Genomic DNA, 18,403 nt, shown 5'->3' on the forward strand with positions numbered 1-18,403 from the left:
GCCGCACCTGTGAGCAGTGCCGACGACCAGACCGAGTCCACGGCGACCACCAGTACCGAACTGAGGGCCGACATCCGCCGACTGGGTGACCTCCTCGGAGAAACCCTCGTCCGGCAGGAGGGTCCCGAGCTGCTCGACCTGGTCGAGAAGGTCCGCCGCCTCACCCGCGAGGACGGAGAGGCCGCCGCCGACCTGCTGCGCGGCACCGAACTGGAGACCGCCGCCAAGCTCGTCCGCGCCTTCTCCACCTACTTCCACCTCGCCAACGTCACCGAGCAGGTCCACCGCGGCCGTGAGCTGCGCGCCAAGCGCGCCGCCGAGGGCGGTCTCCTCGCCCGCACCGCCGACCGCCTCAAGGACGCCGACCCCGAGCACGTCCGCGAGTCCGTCCGCCATCTGAACGTCCGCCCGGTGTTCACCGCCCACCCCACCGAGGCCGCGCGCCGGTCGGTACTGAACAAGCTCCGGCGCATCGCCGCGCTCCTGGACACCCCCGTCATCGAGGCCGACCGCCGGCGCCACGACACGCGCCTCGCCGAGAACATCGACCTCGTCTGGCAGACCGACGAACTGCGCGTCGTACGCCCCGAGCCCGCCGACGAGGCCCGCAACGCGATCTACTACCTCGACGAGCTGCACGCGAACGCCGTCGGCGACGTCCTGGAGGACCTCACCTCCGAGCTGGAGCGGGTCGGCGTCCACCTCCCCGAGGACACGCGCCCCCTCACCTTCGGCACCTGGATCGGCGGCGACCGCGACGGCAACCCCAACGTCACCCCCCAGGTCACCTGGGACGTCCTGATCCTCCAGCACGAACACGGCATCAACGACGCCCTGGAGATGATCGACGAGCTGCGCGGCTTCCTGTCGAACTCCATCCGCTACACCGGGGCGACGGAGGAACTGCTGGAGTCCCTCAAGGCCGACCTCGAACGCCTGCCCGAGATCAGCCCCCGTTACAAGCGCCTCAACGCCGAGGAGCCCTACCGCCTCAAGGCCACCTGCGTCCGGCAGAAGCTGGAGAACACCAAGCAGCGCCTCGCCAAGGGCACCCCGCACGAACCCGGCCGCGACTACCTCGGCACCGGCGAGCTCCTGGCGGACCTCACCCTCGTGCAGAGCTCCCTGCGCGAGCACCGCGGCGCCCTCTTCGCCGACGGCCGGATGAACCGCACCATCCGTACCCTGGCCGCCTTCGGCCTCCAGCTCGCCACCATGGACGTCCGCGAACACGCCGACGCCCACCACCACGCCCTCGGCCAGCTCTTCGACCGCCTCGGCGAGGAGTCCTGGCGGTACGTGGACATGCCCCGCGAATACCGTACGAAGCTGCTGGCCAAGGAGCTGCGGTCGAGGAGGCCGCTCGCCCCCACCCCGGCGCCCGTCGACGCGGCCGGCGAGAAGACCCTCGGCGTCTTCCTCACCGTGAAGCGGGCCCTGGAGGTCTTCGGACCCGAGGTCATCGAGTCGTACATCATCTCCATGTGCCAGGGCGCCGACGACGTCTTCGCCGCCGCCGTCCTCGCCCGCGAGGCCGGCCTGATCGACCTGCACGCCGGCTGGGCCCGGATCGGCATCGTGCCCCTCCTGGAGACCACCGACGAACTCAAGGCCGCCGACACCATCCTGGAGGAGATGCTCTCCGACCCCTCCTACCGGCGCCTCGTCGCCCTGCGCGGAGACGTCCAGGAGGTCATGCTCGGCTACTCCGACTCCTCCAAGTTCGGCGGCATCACCACCTCCCAGTGGGAGATCCACCGCGCCCAGCGCCGGCTGCGCGACGTCGCCCACCGCTACGGCGTACGCCTGCGCCTCTTCCACGGCCGCGGCGGCACCGTCGGCCGCGGCGGCGGCCCCTCGCACGACGCGATCCTCGCCCAGCCCTGGGGCACCCTCGAAGGCGAGATCAAGGTCACCGAACAGGGCGAGGTCATCTCCGACAAGTACCTCATCCCCTCCCTGGCCAGGGAGAACCTGGAACTGACGGTCGCCGCCACCCTCCAGGCCTCCGCCCTGCACACCGCGCCCCGCCAGTCCGGCGAAGCCCTCGCCCGCTGGGACGCCGCCATGGACGTCGTCTCCGACGCGGCGCACGCGGCCTACCGCGAACTCGTCGAGGACCCCGACCTGCCGACGTACTTCCTCGCCTCCACGCCGGTCGACCAGCTCGCCGACCTGCACCTGGGCTCCCGGCCCTCCCGCCGCCCCGGCTCGGGCGTCTCGCTCGACGGACTGCGCGCCATCCCGTGGGTCTTCGGCTGGACCCAGTCCCGCCAGATCGTCCCCGGCTGGTACGGCGTCGGCTCCGGCCTGAAGGCACTGCGCGAGGCAGGCCTGCGGCAGGAAGGGGCCACCGTGCTCGACGAGATGCACGAGCAGTGGCACTTCTTCCGCAACTTCGTCTCCAACGTCGAGATGACCCTCGCCAAGACCGACCTGCGGATCGCCCAGCACTACGTCGACACCCTCGTCCCCGACGACCTCAAGCACGTCTTCGACCGCATCCGGGCCGAACACGAGCTCACCGTCGCCGAGGTCCTCAGGGTCACCGGCGAGCGCGAACTGCTGGACGCCACCCCCGTCCTCAAGCAGACCTTCACCATCCGCGACGCCTACCTGGACCCGATCTCCTACCTCCAGGTGACCCTGCTCAAGCGGCAGCGCGACGCCGCGGCCGCGGGCGCCGAACCCGACCCGCTGCTCTCCCGCGCCCTGCTCCTCACGGTCAACGGCGTGGCGGCGGGCCTGCGCAACACCGGCTGAGCGCCCACGACCACAGCAGAGGGGGTGCCCCCGAGCCTCGGAGACGTACGAGGCCCGGGGGCACCCGGCTCTCTCCGCAGCGACAGGTCAAGCGGGCCGAAAGCGCTCAGATCGTCACGAAGGCGGCGGTCAGCAAGGCCACCCCGGACCCCGCCAGCGCCCACCCCCACCGCGCCCGCCCCAGCCCGCCCGCGACCACCACCGACGCGAGCAGCAGCGCACCCCCCATCGGCACCCACGCGTACAGCACCCCCGCCGGACCCGACCGCACCACCTCGTCACCGTCCGGCTTGACCACGACCGTGTAGGTCCGCCCCTTGCGCACCGCCACCGACTTCTCGATCACCACCCGCGACCGCGCCGTCGACCCCGCCGACAGCGGCGTGTACGGCCCCGAACAGGTCCGCGCACCGCACCGCGTCACCTCGACCGTGCCGTGCTCCCGCCCCTTCGTCAGCATCACCTGCTGCGCCGTACCCCACGAACCCCACACCCCGGCGAACAGGATCAGCGCCGCGACCGCCCCCATTGCCGCGAGCCGCCCCACGCGCAGCGCGGCCACGGACGTCCGACGGGCCGGGGGCGGGCCGTTCTTCCGGCCTTTACGGCCTTTACGGCGATGGGACGCGACGGCAGCGGCAGGCATGGCCGGGATCATTGGCCACGCCTCTGCGGTCAGTCAACCTTCCTGGGCGACACATCACGAGTTGTACGTACTCTGCGCCCGCTCCAGGCCCTCGATCACCAGACACTCGACCGCGTCGGCGGCCCGGTCCACGAACCAGTCCAGTTCCTTGCGCTCGGTCGAGGAGAAGTCCTTCAGCACGAAGTCCGCCACCTGCATCCGCCCCGGCGGACGCCCGATCCCGCACCGCACCCGGTGGTACTCCGCACCCATCGTCTTCGTCATCGACTTCAGACCGTTGTGCCCGTTGTCCCCGCCGCCCAGCTTCACCCGCAGCGTGCCGTAGTCGATGTCCAGCTCGTCGTGCACGGCCACGATGTTCGCCACCGGCACCTTGTAGAAGTCCCGCAGCGCGTTCACCGGACCGCCGGACAGATTCATGAACGACATCGGCTTCGCCAGGATCACCCGCCGGTTCTCCGGCCCCGGCGGCCCGATCCGCCCCTCCACGACCTGGGCCTGCGCCTTGCCCGCCCGCTTGAACCTCCCCCCGATCCGCTCGGCCAGCAGATCGGCCACCATGAAACCGACGTTGTGGCGGTTGCCGGCGTACTCAGGACCGGGATTGCCGAGGCCCACGATCAGCCACGGGGCGTTGGCGGGGGTCGTCACGTCCATGTCTCCTTACGCAGCAGCCGCTGCTTCCCCCGGACGAGGGAAGCAGCGGCTGGAGCCGATGTACCGCTGGGAAAGCTACGCGGCTCAGGCCTCGGCGACCTCTTCGCCCTCGGCGGCCTCGCCCTCCGGGGCCTCCTCGGCCTGCGCGGCCAGCACCTGAAGGACGACGGTGTCGCCGTCCACGGCCAGCGTGGTGCCCTTCGGCAGGGTGATGTCCTTGGCGAGGACGGAGGTACCGGCCTCCAGGCCCTCGACGGACACCGTGACGCCCTCGGGGATGTGGGTGGCCTCGGCCTCGACCGGCAGCGCGTTCAGGACGTGCTCCAGCAGGTTGCCGCCGGCGGCCAGCTCACCCTCGGCGTGCACCGGGATCTCGACCGTGACCTTCTCGCCCCGCTTGACCAGCAGCAGGTCGACGTGCTCCAGGTAGCCCTTGATCGCGTCACGCTGGACGGCCTTCGGGATGGCCAGCTCGCTGGTCTTGCCGTCGATGTCCAGGGAGATCAGGACGTTCGGCGTACGCAGCGCCAGCAGCAGGTCGTGGCCCGGGAGGGTCAGGTGCAGCGGGTCCGAGCCGTGCCCGTACAGGACACCGGGGACCTTGCTGTCACGACGGATACGACGGGCGGCACCCTTGCCGAACTCGGTGCGGCTCTGGGCGGAGATCTTGACCTCGGACATGATCACTCCTCGTAGGAACTCGGATCGGACGTGGTCACCCGGCCACGAACGGCCTGCTACGAAGAGCGCGTCGATAACGGAGCGTCGCATCCAAGGATGCGGCCTCCCTCGCCGAGCAACTGGAGAAGTCTACTCGGCGAGGGAGGCCGCAGAAAAATCGATCATCCCGAAGCGCGAACAGGCCTACTGCTCGTCGAACAGGCTCGTCACCGATCCGTCCTCGAACACCTCGCGCACCGCACTCGCGATCGTGTGCGAGATGGACAGAACCGTGATCTTGTCCAGCTCCAGCTCGCCCGGCGTCGGCAGCGTGTTGGTGAACACGAACTCGCTGACCTTCGAGTTCTTCAGACGGTCGGCCGCCGGACCCGACAGCACACCGTGCGTCGCCGTCACGATGACGTCCTCCGCACCGTGCGCGAACAGCGCGTCCGCCGCGGCACAGATCGTGCCACCCGTGTCGATCATGTCGTCGACCAGCACACAGACCCGGCCCTTGACCTCGCCCACGACCTCGTGGACCGTCACCTGGTTCGCCACGTCCTTGTCGCGCCGCTTGTGCACGATCGCCAGCGGCGCGCCCAGCCGGTCGCACCAACGGTCCGCCACCCGCACCCGGCCGGCGTCCGGAGAGACCACGGTCAGCTTCGACTTGTCCACCTTGCTGCCCACGTAGTCCGCCAGCAGCGGCAGCGCGAACAGGTGGTCGACGGGCCCGTCGAAGAAGCCCTGGATCTGGTCCGTGTGCAGATCCACCGTCAGGATCCGGTCCGCACCCGCCGTCTTCATCAGGTCCGCGATCAGCCGCGCCGAGATCGGCTCACGGCCACGGTGCTTCTTGTCCTGCCGCGCATAGCCGTAGAACGGCACGATCACCGTGATCGAACGCGCCGAAGCACGCTTCAGCGCGTCGATCATGATCAACTGCTCCATGATCCACTTGTTGATCGGAGCCGTGTGGCTCTGGATCAGGAAGCAGTCCGCACCACGCGCCGACTCCTGGTAGCGGACGTAGATCTCACCATTGGCGAAGTCGAAGGCCTTCGTCGGGACGACCCCGACACCCAGCTCGTGGGCGACCTCCTCGGCAAGCTCGGGGTGGGCGCGGCCGGAGAAGAACATCAACTTCTTCTCGCCGGTCGTCTTGATCCCGGTCACAGCACTGTCTCCTCAGAGGTTTCTCAGGGGGGTGCGGGTTCGCACTTATCACGGTACGCCGTGTTTGACGCACCCGTTTCCGGTCAGTCTTCGCCCTCGCCCTGCCGCGCGGCCGCCTCGGCCGCCTGCGCGGCGGCACTCCCCGGACGCTTGCGAGCCACCCAGCCCTCGATATTCCGCTGCTGACCGCGGGCCACGGCCAGCGAACCGGGCGGCACATCCTTCGTGATCACGGACCCGGCGGCGGTGTACGCACCGTCCCCGACCGTGACAGGAGCCACAAACATGTTGTCCGAGCCCGTACGGCAGTGCGAGCCGATGGCGGTGTGATGCTTGTCCTGTCCGTCGTAGTTCACGAACACGCTCGCCGCACCGATGTTGCTGTACTCACCGATGGTCGCGTCACCGACATAGGAGAGATGCGGGATCTTCGTCCCCTCCCCGATCGACGCGTTCTTCGTCTCGACGTACGTCCCGATCTTGCCCTTCGCGCCCAGCCGCGTACCCGGCCGCAGATAGGCGTACGGCCCCACGCTCGCGTGCGCACCGATGTGCGAGGCGTAGGAGACCGCGTTGTCGACCCGGGCACCCGCACCGACGACCGTGTCCGTCAGCCGGCTGTTCGGACCGACCTCCGCCCCCTCACCGATGTGCGTGGCACCGTGCAGCTGGGTACCGGGGTGCACGATCGCGTCCTGCTCGAACGTGACCGTCACGTCGACCCACGTGGTCGCCGGGTCGATCACCGTCACACCGGAGAGCATCGCGGCGGTCAGCAGCCGGTCGTTCAGGATCCGACGGGCCTCGCTCAGCTGCACCCGGTTGTTGATCCCGGCGATCTCCCGGTGATCGGCGGCCACCGACGCCCCCACCCGGTGCCCGGCCTCGCGCAGGATCCCGAGGACGTCGGTCAGGTACTCCTCGCCCTGGCTGTTGTCCGTCCGCACCTTCTTCAGCGCGTCGGCCAGCAGCGCCCCGTCGAACGCGAACACCCCGGAGTTGATCTCCCGGATCGCCCGCTGCTCCGCCGAGGCGTCCTTGTGCTCCACGATCGCGGTGACGGCCCCGGTGGCTTCGTCCCGCACGATCCGCCCGTACCCGGTGGCGTCCGGCACCTCGGCGGTCAGCACGGTCACCGCGTTGCCGTCGCCGTGGTGGGTCGCGGCCAGCGCGGAGAGGGTGGCGCCGGTCAGCAGGGGCGTGTCGCCGCAGACGACGACCACCGTGCCGTCGACCCGGCTACCCAGCTCCTCCAGCGCGATCCGGACGGCGTGACCGGTGCCGTTCTGCTGCTCCTGCACGGCGGTCCGTACGGCGGCGTCCACCTCGGCGAGGTGCGCGGTGACCTTCTCGCGCGCGTGCCCGACGACGACGACCAGGTTCTCGGGGTCCAACTCACGGGCGGCGGCCAGCACATGCCCGACGAGGCTGCGGCCGCAGAGTTCGTGGAGGACCTTGGGTGTGGCCGACTTCATACGGGTGCCCTCACCCGCTGCGAGAACGACGACGGCTGCCGGGCGAATGGCGCTCACGGATGTGCCCTTCGGCTGTGGAGTGAGGTGGGGACATCCGAAGGATACCGGGGCGTTTCTTGGCGGACATGAGAGCGGGCCCTGACCTTGCTGGGTCAGGACCCGAACCAAGCTCCCCCGCCAGGACTCGAACCTGAAATACATCATCCAAAGTGACGTGTGTTGCCGATTACACCACGGGGGACTACAGCCTGCAGCCTACGCGGTCCGACGCTGGGCCTCCACCACCATGCCAGACCACCAGCCCTCGATACGACGGTACAAGTCGGCTCCCTTCAGGACTCTGACGGCCAGGCAGCCCCGGTAGGAGTCCCCGATGTTCTTCCGCACTGTCTTGGGGTTGTGTTTCTTCAGGGTGGTCTTGTAGAAGGCGGAGCGGTCGGCGCCGACGAGGTCTGCCCAGTACCGCTCGGCGCTGGTGACATCTGCGGTCTCGTGAATCATCAGGGTGAAGCGGAGGCGCTCACGCGCTACACCGAGCAGGTCCAGCCAAGCGAGGTAGAGCTCGATGACTCCGGGGTCGCTGTTGACGAGGATGACGCTCTCGCGTCGGTCGTAGGGTTTGTCCTTGGATCCCTCGGCCCAGTAGAGGGCGACTCCGGCCAAGAACAACTCGCGGTCGGTCATCGGGCCGATCTCGCGTGCCGCAGTCGCCTTCGTTTCCGTCCGCTCGGCGTCGCGGATCGCCCCCTCGTGCTCCCACCGCTTCCGAGCAGCCAGCTTCGCCTGTTCCGTCGGTTCCCGCCGCTCAGGCTTCGGCAGATCCCGTACCCACAGTGAGATCGAGCTCTTCGAGCAGCCCAGTTCCAGTTGGATCCGGTCGTACGTCCAGCCCTGGAGCCGTAGCTCGCGGGCCTTCTCCCGGAGGTCGTCCTTCGCGTTCGGGCGCTTCGTCCATTCCGGAGGCGGCTCGTCCTCCAGGAGGCGGTTGAGGATGTCGTTGTTGTCGATGTGCAGCCGGTCGCGGATCTGCCGTCGGCTGAGTCCGGCCCGCCGCAGGGCGACCGCCTGTTCGCGCAGGGTCTCGAAGTCCGCGTACTTGCCAAGTGCATGTGCCATACGCATACCGTCCGGGCGGAATGCGGGGTTCCGGGGTCGAACACGTGGGGTTCACCTGTTCGAGGGAATGGGGACGGTTTCGGTCGGTGAAAGTCGACGGAAAGCGTGGGGGCCTCGCCCGTAGGCTGGAGGCATGACCACGACGGGGGAAGAGACCACGGCGGACCTGAGGGGGCCGCTGTGGTGGGCCAGGTGGCGCAGTGCCGCGTTCGACTGGAGTCTGGCCGCCGTGTCTGCCGTGGAGTGCGCGGCGGAGGGTGTGGCGTTCGCCCGGGACGCCGGGATCCCGGAGGCGGCGGGGATCGTCTTCGGCTGGCTCGCCGGTTCCGTGCTGGTGGTGCGGCGGCAGTGGCCGATCGCGGTGGTGCTGGTGGCGATCGCCATCACGCCGGCCCAGATGGGCTTCCTGATGGGCCTGGTCGGCCTGTACACGCTCGCCGCGTCCGAGCTGCCGCGCCGGATCATCGCCTCGCTGGCCGGGATGCAGCTGATGGGGACGTTGATCGTGACGTTCGTACGGGTGCGGCAGAGCATGGATTCGGGGCGGCTGACCATCGGGGACTGGTTCATTCCGTTCGCGGCGCTCGTGATGTCGCTGGGGCTGACCGCGCCGCCCGTTCTGCTCGGCCTGTACGTCGGTCAGCGGCGCCGGCTGATGGAGAGCCTGCGGGAGCGGGCCGACAGCCTGGAGCGGGAGTTGCAGCTGCTGGCCGAGCGGGCCGAGGAGCGGGCGGAGTGGGCGCGGGGCGAGGAGCGGACGCGGATCGCGCGGGAGATGCACGACGTGGTCGCGCACCGGGTGAGCCTGATGGTGGTGCATGCGGCCGCGCTCCAGGCCGTGGCGCGCAAGGATCCGGAGAAGGCCGTACGGAACGCCGCTCTGGTCGGGGACATGGGGCGGCAGGCGCTGACCGAGTTGCGGGAGATGCTCGGGGTGCTGCGCAGCGGCGGGGAGCGGGAGCGGGCGGCGGCCGCGGTGCCGTTGGCGGCGGTGGGGGTGGCGGCCGCGGCGGCGGCTTCGCGGGCGGTGGTGGAGCAGCCCGGTGAGGGGCCGTGTCTGGAGGAGCTGGAGGAGTTGATCGGGCAGTCGGCGGCTGCGGGGATGGTGGTGGATCTGTCGGTGGAGGGGGAGGTGCGGTCGTACGCGGGGGAGATCGAGCAGACGGCGTACCGGGTGGTGCAGGAGGCGTTGACGAACGTGCACAAGCATGCGGCGGGGGCGAAGACGCATGTGCGGCTCGCGCATCGGGTGGCGGAGATCGCGATGCAGGTGGAGAACGAGCCGCCGCCGGAGGTGGGTTCGGCGGGTTCGGCGGGGTTGCCGTCGGGGGGGAACGGTCTGGTGGGGATGAAGGAGCGGGTGGTGGCGCTCGGCGGGGTGTTCGTGTCGGGGCCGACGGAGGCGGGGGGTTTCCGGGTGTCGGCGGTGATTCCGTCTCCGTGAGGGGGGCGGTCAGCCGGCGGTGAGGCGTACGGGTTCGATGCCGGAGACGAGGGCGGCGAGGGCCTGGTCGATGTCGGGGCCGAGGTACCAGTCGCCGGTGTGGTCGAGGGCGTAGACGCGGCCCTCGGCGTCGATGGCGAGCAGGGAGTGGGTGTCGGTCTCGGTGCCGAGGGGGCTGACGTCGGTGTCGAGGGCGCGGCCGAGGTCGGCGAGGGTGCGGGCCATGTGGAGGCCGTGCAGGGGGTCGAGGTGGAGGGGGGTGGGGGCGACCTGGCGGCCGGGTCCGGCGGGGGTGAGGGTGAGGCCGCCGAATTCGGCCCAGGCCTCGACGGCGGCGGGGAAGACGGCGTGGCGGTGGCCGGCGGGGCTGGTGTGGTCGCGGAGGGTGTCGGCCCAGATCTCGGCCGTTTTGATGTCCCAGCGTCCGGGTTGCCAGCCGGCGGCGCGCAGGGCGGCGTCGACGGGGACGGGGAAGCGGGTGCTGGAGGTGCGCGGGTCCGGGTGCATCGGCCTTCGTTCGTCGTTCGCGGTGCGTCGTGCTCGGTGCTTCGTTCGCGGTGCTTCGTTCGCGGTGCTGTTGTGGGCGTCAGTCGCCGGCTTCCGGGTCGACGATGCGGACGCCGAAGTGGGCGCTGAGGGCGGTGCAGGCGCGGCAGGGCGCGGCGAAGCTGCCGTGGAGCGGGTCGCCGTCCTCGCGGATGCGGCGGGCGGTGAGTTTGGCTTGTTTCAGTGCCTTGCGGGCTTCGCCGTTGGTCATGGGTTTACGGGCGGCGCGTCTGCTGCGGGCCGCGTCGGCGGCGGCGATGTGGCGGGAGATGAGGAGTGCTTCGGCGCAGCGCCCGGTGAAGCGGTCGCGCTGGGCGCTGCCGAGGGTGTCGAGGAAGTCCTGGACGAGGTGGTGCAGGGCCGGGGGCTGGTCGCCCCGGGCCGCGGTGCTGGTGAGGGTGGCGCCGCGCACGGAGAGGGCGGCGGCGATCGTGGGGAGTATGCCGTCGCGGCGGTGACGGAGTGTGGGGGTGTGGGGGGTCTCGGTGCTGGACCAGCCGATGCGGGGGTCGCCTGATGCGGGCGTTTGCGGCCCGTTGTGCTGCCCCGTTTGCGTTGCGTTCATGATCGTCATCCCCTCCCGAGCATGCCCTCGGACGTCACAGGGTGCCAAATGGCGTGGCGGGTGCGGAAGCTGGGGCGGTGCGACACGCCCGGGTTTGGGCGGTCCGTGAGGGTGAGGTGACGGCTGGTCACGGATGTGGGGGGCGTCGAACGGAGGGCCGGTGACCCGTGTCGTCGTACCGCATAGGCTGTCGGCACCGTGATGCGCGCGGTGGGCGCGTGTTGGAGAACCGTTGGAGACAGTCGATACGGGGCGTGGTGGTCCGGGTCCGGAAGCGGAACCGGTCGCTGCGGGCCGTACCAGAGTGCCGCAGGGGGCAACCGCCATGACGACGAGTCGGCTCGGGCAGCAAGCCGCGCCGCCCAACGCGGCCTATGCCGGGCAGGTCGTGCATTTCCCGGATCCGGTGCGTGCGGCGCGGCACCCGAGAGGGGTGCGGATCGACGAGCGCGGCTATCCGGATTTCTCGCCGTACGCGCGCGCGGCGGCGGAGATCGCCGAGCCCCCGGAGGGTTTCGGGGTCGACGAGTTGCGGCTGACGGACTACGTGTCGGCGAACGCGGTGCTCGCGGCCTCGGGGCACGCGTTGTGGGACACGGTGCCGAACGTGGCGACGCCGCACGGCTGGACGTGGCACCACGTGGTGGGTTCGCGGCGGCTGGAGCTGGTTCCGGTCGAGGTGAAGGCGCTGCTCAGGCATCACGGTGGGCTGGCGACCGCGGCGGTGGACCAGTCGAAGCGGGGGACGCGTCCGTTGCAGGAGACGCGTCCGGCGCACGTGGGGCTGCCGAAGTCGGGTGTGGCGGTGACCGAGGCGCAGGTGCAGGGGGTCGAGGAGGACCTCGGGTACCGGCTGCCGGGGGCGTACCGGTCGTTCCTGAAGGCGGCGGGCGGGTGCGCGCCGGTGGGCGCGGCGCTCGACGCCGAGCTGGGGCTGCTGGTGGACCAGCCGTTCTTCACGGTGCGGGACGAGGCGGCCGTCAACGATCTCGTGTACGTCAACAAGTGTCTGCGGGACCATCTGACGAAGGACTACCTGGGCGTCGGGTTCGTGCAGGGCGGGCTGCTCGCCGTGAAGGTGAAGGGCGAGCGGGTCGGTTCGGTGTGGTTCTGCGCGTACGACGACGTCCGGGACGTGGATCCCGCGTTGCCGCAGGCGGAGCGTACGCAGCGGCTGCTGCTGCCGTGCGGTGAGGACTTCGACGTGTTCCTGTCGCGGCTGGCCGGCAATCCGCCGGAGCTGGAGACGGTGGCGAATCTGATGGTGGACGGCGGGTTCGCGCACGCGGTGCCCGTGGCGTCCGTCGGTGCGGGGGAGTGAGCTGAGCGATGGTGACGTTCGCGCAGGCGCAGGAGCGCGCCGAGGAGTGGGTCAACGGGGACGTTCCGGCGTACCAGCACCGTGAGGTGCGGGTGCGGGAGTTCGGGCTCGGGTTCGTGGTGTGGGCGGAGGACCGCGCGGAGGGGCCCCGGTCGGACGGGGGCGCGCAGCGGCTGGTGATCGCCCGGGACAGCGGGGAGGCCACGTTGTGGCCGGGGCTGCCGGTGGGTGAGGTGATCCGCCGCTACGAGGAGGAGTACGGCCGTCCGGAGGAGCCCCGGGACGCGGCGCCGGCGCCTGCGGCGCGGGTGGATCTGAATCAGACGTCGTTCTTGTTGTCGCCGCCGGAGTGGTTGCAGGAGGCGGCGGACAAGCTGGGCATCGGGGAGCGGCGGGAGTCCGACGGCGGGGCTGCGGGTACCGGATCTGGTGCTGGTGCTGGTGCTGGTGCTGGTGCCGGTGCCGCGGCCGGGGGTGCGGTGCCGGATCCCTCGCTGCCGCGCACGCAGGCCGGGGTGCCGGGCAGCGGGCTGCCGCAGACGCAGCCCGGGGTGCCGACGGGGCCCGCGGCCGGTGCGCCGGGAGGTCCTGTCGCGCCGACGCCCGCGGGGGCCACGCCCTGGACGGGGACGGACACCAACGCCGACGCGGGCGACGACCGTTCCGTACCGCTGCCCGCGACGGTCTTCGCGCCGGCGCTGAGCGGCTCCGACGAGCCCGCGCCGCCGCCCGCCGGGCTGCCGGACGCCAAGACGGCCCTGATGAAGGGCGGCAGCCAGCTCCCGCCGACGGCGGTCGCCCCGGCGATGGACGCCCCGGGCGCGCAGGGTGTCGCGGGCCCGCAGGGCGGCGCGCCGACTCCGCCTCCGCCGTCCGGGCCGGGCGGGGCGTCGTACGGGTATCCCCAGGGGCCGGGTGCGGGCTCCGGGCCGTCGGCCGCTCCCGCGCCGCCGGCTCCCCCTCAGGGGCCCGCCGGGTCGTCGTACGGGTATCCGCAGGGACCGGGGGGTGCCGGTGCCGGGCAGGGGGCCACGCCTCCGCCCCCGCCTCCTCAGCCGCAGTCGGGTGCGCCGTCCTACGGGGCCGGTGCCGCGGGCGGGGGTGCGCCGGGGCGGCCGCTCGCGCCGAACGCCGGTGAGATCGCCGACGCCGCGACCAGCAAGGCTGCTCCGCCTCGGCGCCCCGCGCGCGGTGGGGCCACGCCGCCGCCCCCGCCGGGGGCTCCGGGCGCTCCGGGGGCGCGGCCGGGCGGTACACCGCCTCCTCCGCCTCCCGGTCCGGGTGCGCCCGGGGCCGGCGCGGCGGGTGGCTATGTGCCCACGCAGCTGGTGTCGGCCCTGGGGCCGGAGGGGCCGGCCGGTCCCGGTGCGCCGAACCCGCCCGCCGGCCCGAACACGCCGGGCGGTGCTCCTCCCGGCGGTGTGCACCATGCCGCGACCATGCTGGCCGACCCGGGGCGGATGGGCCCGGGCGGGCCCGGGGGCGTGCCGCAGCCGCCGGGCGCCCCTGGGGTGCCGCAGGCTCCGGCGGGCGCACCGGGCGCACCGGGCGCACCGGGCGCACCGGGCGCACCGGGCGCACCGCAGGCACCCGGCGCTCCGGGAGCCCCCGGTGTTCCCGGCGCCCCGCACCAGGCGCCGACCATGCTGGCCGGACCTCCGGTCGGCGCTCCCGGCGCGCCCCCGCCGCCCGCCCCGGGCGTGCAGGGCTTTCCGGGCGCTCCGGGTATGCCCCCGGGTGTCCCTCAGGGCATGCCCCCGGGGGTGCCCGGAGCGTGGCAGCCGCCGGCGTACGGGTATCCCCAGCAGCCGCCCGGGCAGCCCACCGTCGGTCCGGGCTACCAGGCCGTGCTGCGCTACCGCGCGCAGGACGGGTCGGAGCAGCAGGTGATCCGGCGTTCGGCGCCGGGCACCCCGCATCCGGAGTGGCAGATCTTCCACGAGCTGCGGGCCATGAACGTGCCCCCGGACCAGGTGCTGGAGCTGCACACCGAGCTGGAGTCCTGCGAGCTGCCGGGCGCGTACTGCGCGCGGATGATCCGGGAGCAGTGGCCGCAGGCGCGGCTGGCGAGCATCGCGCCGTACGGCACGGACCACGCGAGCCGTCAGCAGGGCATGCAGCAGCTGCTGGCGCACCAGGGCGAGTTGCACCAGGTGGCCGACGGTCCCGCGCGGCCCGCGCCGGTGCGGGCGCCGTTGCCGCCGGTGCAGCCGGTCCCGCCGATCCCGCCGGAGGCGATCGCGCAGGAGCTGGGCGCGGCGTTCGGGCCGGGGCTGTTCCGGTTCGAGCAGGCGGCGGTGTCCCGGCAGGGGGTGCCGCCGGTCGTGGCGCACACGCTGGTGGTGGCGGGTCTGCCGATGGACATGGGGCCGTTCTTCTGGGCGCAGGCCCAGCCGGGGCGGCCGGTGCCGACGCTGGCGGAGCTGGCGGCCGAGCGCGGGGTGCAGCCGGCGCCGGACGCGGGGTCGTACCTCGTCATGGGCAGCGACTTCGGCAAGGCGATCTGTGTGCAGTACGGGACGGCGAACATCGTCGCGGTGCCGGTGGAGGCGGGGCCGGGCGGCGGGTCGGTGCCGCCGCAGTTCGTGAACTCCGGGCTGCCCGAGTTCCAGCGGTGTCTCGCGCTGCTGGGCCGGATGTGGCGGCTGCGGTTCGGGCTGAACCAGGAGCAGGCGGGGCGCTGGACGGTGGACTTCCAGGCCCAGTTGGCCTCGCTGGATCCGGCGGCGCTGGGTTCGCCGGAGAGCTGGTGGTCGGTGCTGCTGGAGCAGATGTGGGACGGGCTGCTGTGAGGCGGGCGTCCCGCTGACACCGGGGGTGTCGAGGGCCGGGCCGGTCATATGACCGGCCCGGCCCTTTTGTGTGGCCTGATCGCCCGCACCTCATGCCCGGAGTGTCGCGTTATGAACACTTAAGTCCGATACATCAAGATATGCGGGAAATCATCATTTCGCGTCCGTCTGGTGGAAGGGGCTACAGCATGAGCAGCGCACGGGTGTCATCGCCTGGGTTCGTGACCGTACTCGGGCGCGGCTACCGGCCCAAAGAAGTCGACACGTTCACCGCCGCGCTCTCCGCCGAACGCGACGCGGCCTGGGAGCGGGTCACCCGGCTCACCATGCTCGCCAAGGACATGGTGGTGGAGGCCAAGCGGCTGCGCGAGGCCTGCACGGAGATCAAGCCGCAGACGTACGACACCCTCGGGGAGCGTGCACGGCGCCTGTGGGATCTCGCCCAGGAAGAGGCGGCGGGGATGGTCGAGCGCGCCCGGCAGGAGGCGGCGGAGGAGGTCGCGCAGGCCGAGGAGCACGCGGAGACACTGGGCCGTACCGCGCAGGAGCAGGCGGAGGCGATCCGCACACAGGCCAAGGAGCACGCCCACAAGCGGCTGCTCGCCGCACGCGCCGAGGCGCAGGGCATCCGGGTCACCGCGCGGCGCAAGGTGAAGGAGTTCCGCGGCGCGGAGCTCGACGCGCTGCGTGACGTACGGCAGCGCACCGCGGGCCTGCTGGTGGAACCGAAGCACGACCACGCCGAGAAGTGGGCCGAGGCGGACCGCGAGCTCGCCGAGCGGATCGCCGCCATGGAGGCGAACAACGAGCGGGCGGTGGCCCGTGCGGAGGAGGCCCTGGCCGCGGCGCAGCGCGAGTTCACCGAGGCCCAGGAGTCGATCGGCCGGCGCCAGGAGGAGGCACGCGCGCGTGCCACGCAGGTCCTGGCCGAGGCCCGCCTGAAGGAGGACCGCATCGCCCAGGAGACCGAACGGGTGGTGCGCAAGCACCACGAGCTCTCGGACGAGGTGCGGGCACACATGGAGCAGGTCCAGGAGAGCCTCAGGGCGCTCACGGGCCGCCCCGCGGAGTGATCGGACCGAGCCGCGGGACGGGGACGGGCACGGCACGCGCGCGCACGCGCGCGTGCCGTGCCTTCCGTCTGTCCGTCAGTCGCCCTTGCGCACCGCCGCTCCCGCCAGGATCCAGCCCTCCACGGCCTCGTACCGGCGGCGCTGCTCCTCGGCGCCGTGCCGGCCGGAGGCCAGGGTGCCGAGCCAGCCGAAGGCGAAGCCGAGGGGGACGGTGACGATGCCCGTGGTGGTGAAGGGGAACCAGTTGAAGTCGGCCTCGGGGAACGCGGCGGCGGGCGAGCCGGAGACCAGGTTCGTGCCGGGCATGAGGAGCAGGACGGCGAGGGTGCCGCCGATGAGGGTGCACAGCAGACCGGTACGGGTGTAGCGGCGCCAGAAGAGGCTGTACACGAGGGCGGGGGCGAGCGCGGAGGCGCCCAGGCAGAAGGAGAGCGTGACCAGGGGTTGCAGGCTGCGGTGCTGCACCTGGGTGGCGAGCAGGATCGTCGGCGCGCCGACGGCCAGCGCGGACAGCCGGGCGATCAGCATCTCGCGCTGCGGCGTCGTCCCCCGCGCGCGTGCGGCGAAGACGTCGTGGGCGAGGGAGTTGGCGCAGGCGAGGATCATGCCGGCGACGGAGGCCAGGACGGTGAGGAAGATTGCCGTGGTGACCGCCGTGAACAGGAGGGTCTCCGCGGTGGACACGTCCGTGCCGAAGGCGGCCCGTGAGCCCAGCAGATAGGCGGTGTTGCCCCGCGGGTCCGCGGCGGCGATCGCCGCGCGGCCGACCAGGGCCGTGGCGCCGAACCCGACGACCGTCATCACCAGGACGAACACCGCCACGCCGGACACCGCCCAGGACAGGGAGCGGCGCACCTGGCGGGCGCTGGAGGCGGTGTACATGCGCATGGTGATGTGCGGCAGGCAGGCGCCGCCCAGGACCACCGACAGCTGGGCCGTGATCATGTCGACACGGGGGTACGGGCTGCCGGCGAACTCCAGGCCGGAGCGCAGGAACGCGTCGCCGACCCCGCTGCCCTTCGCGGCCGCGTCGAACAGGGTGCCCGGGTTCCAGTCGAAGCGGGCGAGGACGACGAGGGCGACGCCGACCCCGGAGCCGAGCAGGGTCACGATCTTCAGGATCTGGATGAGGGCGGTGCCCTTCATGCCGCCGATCGCCGCGTAGCTGATCATCAGCGCGCCCATGACGACGACACAGCCGGTCTTCACGGAGTCCCCGGAGAAGCCCAGGATGAACGCGAGGAGCTGTCCGGTGCCGGCGAGCTGCACCAGCATCATCGGCAGCAGCGCGGCGAGGGTGACGGCGCAGGCGGTGATCCGTACGGCGCGGCCCGGCATCCTCCTGGCCAGCGCGTCGCCCATGGTGAACCGGCCCGCGTTGCGCAGGGGTTCGGCCAGCAGGAACATCAGCAGCATCAGCGACAGGGCCGTGCTGAGGGCGAGGACGACACCGTCGTAACCGCACAGCGCGATGACTCCGCCGGTGCCGAGGACGGTGGCGGCGGAGATGTAGTCGCCGGCGATGGCGAGGCCGTTGCGCAGCGGGGACAGGGACCGGTAGCCGGTGTAGAACTCGTCCAGGTCGTCGCGGTCGGGGCCGGTCATCACGCACAGCAGCAGGGTGACGGTGGCGACCGCGGTGAAGGCGGCCAGCGACATCGTCTGCGCGTCGCCGCTGAACTCCGTGACGGAGGCCGCGAGGGGGGTGCGTGCCGTGCTCACCGGGTGGCCCCCCGCCGTGCGTCGATCTCGGACTGCTTGCGGATGCGGTCGGCGAGCGGGTCGACCCGGCGCCGGGCGGTGTGTTCGTAGACGCCGATCGCCAGCCAGGTGACGGGCAGCTGGATCAGCCCGAGGAGCAGGCCGACGGGCAGTCCGGTGGTGACGGTGGCCGTCATCAGGGACGGCGCGAAGCCGGACAGGACGAGAAACACGACGAAGTAGCCGAGCGCGGTGAGCGTGGCCACGCGGCGCTGGCGGTGGTAGGCGCCGCGCAGCGTCCGCAGGTCGCTGTGGTGCCCGAGCGGGGTGTGGTGGTCCGGTCGCCGGCGCGGGGGCGCGGGTGGTGACGGGGGTGGCGGCTGCCAGGGGTATGTCGGGTGGGGGCGGGACGGGTCGTAGGACATCCCGTGCTCCTTGCGCGGCTCGGGTCCGTGGCGGCGGACC

The 18,403-nt window shown here is 71.9% G+C and carries 15 protein-coding genes and 1 tRNA gene; 5 read left to right on the forward strand and 11 right to left on the reverse strand.

The annotated features are described in order from the left end of the window. Positions 1-9: 9 nt before the first annotated feature. Positions 10-2,763, forward strand: coding sequence for a phosphoenolpyruvate carboxylase (gene ppc / locus ABZ490_RS19745; RefSeq protein WP_358991563.1), 2,754 nt, complete (start codon positions 10-12; stop codon positions 2,761-2,763). 106 nt (positions 2,764-2,869) lie between these two features. Here ppc and ABZ490_RS19750 read toward each other — a convergent pair whose 3' ends face one another. The 7 genes from ABZ490_RS19750 to ABZ490_RS19780 form a co-directional block, all read right to left on the reverse strand. Then, positions 2,870-3,421 carry a hypothetical protein gene (locus ABZ490_RS19750; protein WP_358991566.1) on the reverse strand — a complete coding sequence of 184 codons (552 nt, stop codon included), beginning with the start codon at positions 3,419-3,421 and terminating at the stop codon, positions 2,870-2,872. 42 nt (positions 3,422-3,463) lie between these two features. Next, positions 3,464-4,066, reverse strand: a complete 603-nt coding sequence (gene pth / locus ABZ490_RS19755; RefSeq protein ID WP_358991569.1) for an aminoacyl-tRNA hydrolase — start codon at positions 4,064-4,066, stop codon at positions 3,464-3,466. Positions 4,067-4,150: 84 nt separating this feature from the next. Continuing rightward, positions 4,151-4,747: a 50S ribosomal protein L25/general stress protein Ctc gene (locus ABZ490_RS19760; RefSeq protein WP_358991572.1), complete on the reverse strand. Its 597-nt coding sequence runs from the start codon at positions 4,745-4,747 to the stop codon at positions 4,151-4,153. A gap of 183 nt (positions 4,748-4,930) precedes the next feature. Next, positions 4,931-5,905 carry a ribose-phosphate diphosphokinase gene (locus tag ABZ490_RS19765; RefSeq protein WP_358991575.1) on the reverse strand — a complete coding sequence of 325 codons (975 nt, stop codon included), beginning with the start codon at positions 5,903-5,905 and terminating at the stop codon, positions 4,931-4,933. Positions 5,906-5,988: 83 nt separating this feature from the next. After that, entirely contained in the window at positions 5,989-7,437 is a 1,449-nt protein-coding gene (gene glmU, locus ABZ490_RS19770; protein WP_358991578.1) for a bifunctional UDP-N-acetylglucosamine diphosphorylase/glucosamine-1-phosphate N-acetyltransferase GlmU, read from the reverse strand. A 112-nt stretch (positions 7,438-7,549) separates the two neighbouring features. Further along, positions 7,550-7,621: transfer RNA gene (locus ABZ490_RS19775), tRNA-Gln, on the reverse strand. Between the two features lie 14 nt (positions 7,622-7,635). Then, entirely contained in the window at positions 7,636-8,496 is an 861-nt protein-coding gene (locus tag ABZ490_RS19780; protein ID WP_358991581.1) for a hypothetical protein, read from the reverse strand. 133 nt (positions 8,497-8,629) lie between these two features. On the opposite strand from ABZ490_RS19780, the gene ABZ490_RS19785 reads away from it, so the two are divergent. Then, complete coding sequence (locus ABZ490_RS19785) at positions 8,630-9,940, forward strand: histidine kinase (RefSeq protein ID WP_358991584.1); 1,311 nt, start codon at positions 8,630-8,632, stop codon at positions 9,938-9,940. A 9-nt stretch (positions 9,941-9,949) separates the two neighbouring features. Here the strand turns inward: ABZ490_RS19785 and ABZ490_RS19790 are convergent, their stop codons facing one another. Beyond that, a complete protein-coding gene (locus tag ABZ490_RS19790) occupies positions 9,950-10,447 on the reverse strand; it encodes an SUKH-3 domain-containing protein (protein ID WP_358991587.1) in 498 nt (165 codons plus the stop codon). A 79-nt stretch (positions 10,448-10,526) separates the two neighbouring features. Next, complete coding sequence (locus ABZ490_RS19795; protein WP_358991590.1) at positions 10,527-11,060, reverse strand: YwqJ-related putative deaminase; 534 nt, start codon at positions 11,058-11,060, stop codon at positions 10,527-10,529. A 316-nt stretch (positions 11,061-11,376) separates the two neighbouring features. Here ABZ490_RS19795 and ABZ490_RS19800 point away from each other — a divergent pair, with 316 nt between their 5' ends. The 3 genes from ABZ490_RS19800 to ABZ490_RS19810 all read left to right on the forward strand — a co-directional run bounded on the left by ABZ490_RS19800 (position 11,377) and on the right by ABZ490_RS19810 (position 16,237). Next, positions 11,377-12,372 (forward strand): SMI1/KNR4 family protein, encoded by a 996-nt coding sequence (locus tag ABZ490_RS19800; RefSeq protein ID WP_358991592.1) that lies wholly within the window; start codon positions 11,377-11,379, stop codon positions 12,370-12,372. Between the two features lie 8 nt (positions 12,373-12,380). After that, positions 12,381-15,164: an SUKH-4 family immunity protein gene (locus ABZ490_RS19805; RefSeq protein ID WP_358991595.1), complete on the forward strand. Its 2,784-nt coding sequence runs from the start codon at positions 12,381-12,383 to the stop codon at positions 15,162-15,164. Positions 15,165-15,385: 221 nt separating this feature from the next. Then, positions 15,386-16,237 carry a cellulose-binding protein gene (locus tag ABZ490_RS19810; RefSeq protein WP_358991598.1) on the forward strand — a complete coding sequence of 284 codons (852 nt, stop codon included), beginning with the start codon at positions 15,386-15,388 and terminating at the stop codon, positions 16,235-16,237. A 75-nt stretch (positions 16,238-16,312) separates the two neighbouring features. On the opposite strand, the gene ABZ490_RS19815 is transcribed toward ABZ490_RS19810, so the two are convergent. Beyond that, positions 16,313-17,896 carry a cation acetate symporter gene (locus tag ABZ490_RS19815; RefSeq protein ID WP_358991865.1) on the reverse strand — a complete coding sequence of 528 codons (1,584 nt, stop codon included), beginning with the start codon at positions 17,894-17,896 and terminating at the stop codon, positions 16,313-16,315. A 59-nt stretch (positions 17,897-17,955) separates the two neighbouring features. Next, complete coding sequence (locus tag ABZ490_RS19820; protein WP_358991601.1) at positions 17,956-18,363, reverse strand: DUF485 domain-containing protein; 408 nt, start codon at positions 18,361-18,363, stop codon at positions 17,956-17,958. Positions 18,364-18,403 lie beyond the last annotated feature (40 nt).

Source organism: Streptomyces sp. NPDC005811, from assembly GCF_040630405.1.
Lineage (GTDB): Bacteria > Actinomycetota > Actinomycetes > Streptomycetales > Streptomycetaceae > Streptomyces.

What these genes read in the sequence shown, in the direction of transcription:
- ABZ490_RS19790 (WP_358991587.1), bottom strand. Translation starts at nt 10,447, where the DNA reads ATGCACCCGGACCCGCGCACCTCCAGCACCCGCTTCCCCGTCCCCGTC.
- ABZ490_RS19760 (WP_358991572.1), bottom strand. Translation starts at nt 4,747, where the DNA reads ATGTCCGAGGTCAAGATCTCCGCCCAGAGCCGCACCGAGTTCGGCAAG.
- ABZ490_RS19805 (WP_358991595.1), top strand. Translation starts at nt 12,381, where the DNA reads ATGGTGACGTTCGCGCAGGCGCAGGAGCGCGCCGAGGAGTGGGTCAAC.
- ABZ490_RS19750 (WP_358991566.1), bottom strand. Translation starts at nt 3,421, where the DNA reads ATGATCCCGGCCATGCCTGCCGCTGCCGTCGCGTCCCATCGCCGTAAA.
- ABZ490_RS19785 (WP_358991584.1), top strand. Translation starts at nt 8,630, where the DNA reads ATGACCACGACGGGGGAAGAGACCACGGCGGACCTGAGGGGGCCGCTG.
- ABZ490_RS19820 (WP_358991601.1), bottom strand. Translation starts at nt 18,363, where the DNA reads ATGTCCTACGACCCGTCCCGCCCCCACCCGACATACCCCTGGCAGCCG.
- ABZ490_RS19795 (WP_358991590.1), bottom strand. Translation starts at nt 11,060, where the DNA reads ATGACGATCATGAACGCAACGCAAACGGGGCAGCACAACGGGCCGCAA.
- ABZ490_RS19815 (WP_358991865.1), bottom strand. Translation starts at nt 17,896, where the DNA reads ATGTCGCTGGCCGCCTTCACCGCGGTCGCCACCGTCACCCTGCTGCTG.
- ABZ490_RS19780 (WP_358991581.1), bottom strand. Translation starts at nt 8,496, where the DNA reads ATGGCACATGCACTTGGCAAGTACGCGGACTTCGAGACCCTGCGCGAA.
- pth (WP_358991569.1), bottom strand. Translation starts at nt 4,066, where the DNA reads ATGGACGTGACGACCCCCGCCAACGCCCCGTGGCTGATCGTGGGCCTC.
- ABZ490_RS19800 (WP_358991592.1), top strand. Translation starts at nt 11,377, where the DNA reads ATGACGACGAGTCGGCTCGGGCAGCAAGCCGCGCCGCCCAACGCGGCC.